The organism is Bacillus sp. LR--39 (assembly GCF_053613335.1).
In genome coordinates this window covers 1-3,861 of sequence record NZ_JBSIOT010000013.1, presented here as the reverse complement: position 1 = coordinate 3,861, position 3,861 = coordinate 1, and the positions used below count along the sequence as shown (strand labels likewise).

Annotated in this window: 2 protein-coding genes and 3 pseudogenes; 3 read left to right on the top strand and 2 right to left on the bottom strand. The window is 43.1% G+C overall.

Annotated elements, in window-relative coordinates:
• Window positions 1–100, top strand: a pseudogene (locus tag ACWHAR_RS19475) (GNAT family N-acetyltransferase); the annotation flags it as partial.
• Between the two features lies 1 nt (window position 101).
• Window positions 102–707, top strand: a complete 606-nt coding sequence (locus tag ACWHAR_RS19470; protein ID WP_041337898.1) for a YczE/YyaS/YitT family protein — start codon at window positions 102–104, stop codon at window positions 705–707.
• A 66-nt stretch (window positions 708–773) separates the two neighbouring features.
• Here the strand turns inward: ACWHAR_RS19470 and satA are convergent.
• Window positions 774–1,294 (bottom strand): annotated as a pseudogene (gene satA / locus ACWHAR_RS19465) (streptothricin N-acetyltransferase SatA).
• A 266-nt stretch (window positions 1,295–1,560) separates the two neighbouring features.
• Here satA and ACWHAR_RS19460 point away from each other — a divergent pair.
• Window positions 1,561–3,630: a thioredoxin domain-containing protein gene (locus tag ACWHAR_RS19460; RefSeq protein WP_041337897.1), complete on the top strand. Its 2,070-nt coding sequence runs from the start codon at window positions 1,561–1,563 to the stop codon at window positions 3,628–3,630.
• On the opposite strand, the pseudogene ACWHAR_RS19455 reads toward ACWHAR_RS19460, so the two are convergent.
• Window positions 3,627–3,861 (bottom strand): annotated as a pseudogene (locus tag ACWHAR_RS19455) (CPBP family intramembrane glutamic endopeptidase); the annotation flags it as partial. The gene ACWHAR_RS19460 and the pseudogene ACWHAR_RS19455 overlap by 4 nt on opposite strands.

The following is a 3,861-nucleotide window of genomic DNA, read 5'->3' as shown; positions in this document are numbered from 1 at the left end:
AGGATTTTATCAAAAACTGGGCTACCAGATTTCTTCACAGGAATTTATGGAAGACGGCATCCCTCACGTCCTGATGACAAAAGACATATCGCGGATTTAACATGAAATATATTTTTTACGGATTAGGCATACTCATATTAAGTTTGGGCATTTCCTTAACCATACAATCAGGGCTGGGCACATCCCCCTTCGATGCTCTTTTGGTTGGTCTGTCAAAAGAAGTCGGACTTACCGTAGGAAGCTGGGAGGTCCTTATTTCTGTGATCCTCTTAATCTGCAACGCTATATTAACGAGAAAAAAACCTATTTTGCTGGGCTTGATTACAGCATTCATTACTGGAATAGGCATTGACCTATGGTTGTTTGTTGTAAAAAACACCCTCTATCTAAACGCGTTGTTAAGCAAACTGCTTTGTTTCGGAATTGGTTTGGTGCTCATCGGTCTTGGAACAGCCATCTATCTTCAGACGAAATTCGCATCAACGCCCATCGATCATTTAACACTTATTATCCGAGATCTCTCCAAAAGAACAATCTTGTTTTCAAGAACATTGGTATATGCTCTTTTCTTAGTATTAGCAATTGTCTTTAGAGGCCCTATCGGCATTGGAACCCTTTTAACCGTCTGTTTAGGAGGAATGATCCTTCACGTTTTTATGCCTATTGTGGAAAAACATTTCTTATTAAAGAATAGAAGAGGTTATTAAGAAACCTCTTCTGATCCAAAAAACGAACCCACAAACAAATCCCATTTCGTTCGATTTTATAATCAATTAAAATTTATAGTACCAAAAAATCGCAATTTCATTTGCTGTTGGAAGGTTGGAATAAAGCATCGTATCAACTGCACCTATTATAAAGTGATGTTTGGCATAAAAACGACAAGCTGAGACATTAATATCTGTGTTTCAAGCATAAGACCACAAAAGCGATTCTCCTTTGCCCACTCAATCGCTTTATGTAATAATGCTGTTCCAGCGCCTTTTTTTCTATAGTCTTTTGCAACGGCAATGTCCTCTATGAGTGCATACCCATTCCAGTTAGAACGAATCTTAATCCGGCCAATGCAGTTGTTTTTAACATAATATAAAAAAGCCGCTTTCCCCTCTTCTTCAACATAACTAACATCTATTTCATCATCTTCATATTGTTTAAAATAAGGTTTAGAAAATCGTTCCTCAGTATATGTCCAAACATCGTTTTCAAAAGCAGGTATCATTCTCCCAAAAACAACGAAAGGTTCGTTTGGTTTATTGAAATCTTTCATATTCAATTGAGTCATTTTAAAGATCATATCAATCTCCGCCAATCGAAATAACATTTAGTAAACTCGTCTAAGGAGGTATTTCAACAGAGGCTTGTGGTACAGTAAAAAGGAATAGAAACAAGAGAAAAGAAGAATGACCCTATGCCCACTAACAATAAACTCAATGAGAAATACCATACTTCCTTCAACTCGCCCACAACCCTGTTGACTAGTACCCGTGGGATTTCATTCTCCCTCTTTTAAGTAAATCGGCTAAGTTTTGTGTTTATAAAAAAACGAAAGAAGGTGATCCTATGCCCACTAACAATAAACCCAATAGATTAATCACTGAAAAGTCTCCTTATTTACTCCAACACGCCTACAACCCTGTGGACTGGTTCCCGTGGGGAGAAGAAGCATTTGAAAAAGCAAAACGCGAAAACAAGCCTGTTCTGGTCAGCATCGGTTATTCGACTTGTCATTGGTGCCACGTCATGGCTCACGAAAGCTTTGAAGACCAAGAAATCGCGCGTCTTCTCAATGAACGGTTTGTGGCGATTAAAGTCGACCGGGAAGAGCGGCCGGATGTGGATTCTGTTTATATGAGAATCTGCCAGCTGATGACCGGGCAGGGCGGCTGGCCGCTGAATGTGTTTATCACTCCTGATCAGAAGCCGTTTTACGCGGGTACATATTTTCCAAAGACGAGCAAATTCAATCGTCCCGGTTTTGTTGATGTTCTTGAGCATCTGTCTGAGACGTTTGCGAACGACCGCGAGCATGTCGAGGATATTGCGGAGAACGCCGCTAAACATTTGCAGGCCAAAACAGCCGCCAAGTCAGGCGACGACCTTAGCGAGTCAGCGATTCACCGGACATTCCAGCAGCTTGCCAGCGGGTTTGATACGATCTACGGCGGTTTCGGGCAGGCACCGAAATTTCCGATGCCCCATATGCTGATGTATTTGCTTCGTTATCATCACAATACGGGGCAGGAGAACGCTTTATACAACGTGACGAAAACGCTGGACAGCATGGCGAATGGCGGCATTTACGATCATATCGGCTATGGGTTCGCCCGCTATTCGACCGATGACGAGTGGCTCGTTCCCCACTTTGAAAAAATGCTGTACGACAATGCGCTGCTGCTAACCGCTTATACCGAAGCCTACCAGGTCACGCAAAACAGCCGCTATAAAGAGATTTGTGAGCAGATCATTACGTTCATTCAGCGGGAAATGACTCATGAAGACGGAAGCTTTTTCTCTGCTTTAGACGCGGATACAGAAGGAGAAGAAGGAAGGTACTACGTGTGGTCAAAGGAAGAGATTGTAAAAACGCTCGGGGACGATCTCGGAATGCTGTATTGCCAAGTGTATGACATCACTGAAGAAGGAAACTTTGAAGGCAAAAATATTCCTAACCTCATTCACACAAAGCGAGAACAAATCAAAGAGGATGCCGGGTTAACCGAAAAAGAGCTCAGCCTCAAACTCGAAGACGCAAGACAGCAGCTCTTGAAGACACGCGAGGAAAGAACCTATCCCCATGTCGATGATAAAGTGCTGACCTCATGGAACGCGCTGATGATCGCGGGTCTTGCGAAAGCTGCAAAGGTATACCAAGAGCCGAAATATCTCAGCCTAGCGAAAGACGCCATCACATTTATTGAAAACAAATTAATCATCGACGGCCGTGTGATGGTCCGATATCGTGATGGCGAAGTGAAAAACAAAGGCTTTATTGACGATTACGCTTTTCTCCTATGGGCTTATCTGGATCTCTATGAAGCTTCGTTTGATCTTTCTTATTTACAAAAATCGAAGAAACTGACAGACGATATGATCAGCTTATTTTGGGATGAGGAGCATGGCGGATTCTACTTCACCGGACACGATGCTGAGGCCTTAATCGTCCGGGAAAAAGAAGTGTACGACGGCGCCGTGCCTTCCGGAAACAGTGTGGCAGCCGTGCAGCTGCTGCGTCTCGGGCAAGTCACAGGCGACTTATCACTGATCGAAAAAGCGGAAACAATGTTTTCCGTGTTCAAGCCAGACATAGACGCGTATCCGAGCGGCCATGCTTTCTTTATGCAAAGTGTGTTAAGGCATCTGATGCCTAAAAAAGAAATCGTGATTTTTGGAAGTGCAGACGATCCAGCCAGAAAACAAATCATAACAGAGCTCCAAAAAGCCTTTAAGCCTAACGACTCCATTCTGGTAGCAGAGCATCCTGATCAATGCAAAGACATTGCGCCATTCGCGGCAGACTACCGCATCATAGACGGCAAAACAACCGTTTATATTTGTGAAAACTTCGCCTGTCAGCAGCCGACAACAAATATCGAAGAAGCGATCCACACATTAATAAGCAGCAGGGTTTAAGACCCTTGCTGCTTACTTTTTGATTTCTTATGGTACCATAAAGCGATCCCCGCAAACACAAGATTGACCGCTATCGTAAAGAAAGCCTCCCACATCGGGTTCCCCCGCGTAACCGTAAACAGAGAAGGAATTCCTCCATACACACTGTTTTTTTCTGTAATAAACATACACAAAAACATATTATTCGCGGCATGGGCGCCAAGTGATATTTCGATGCTTCCAGTTTTAATC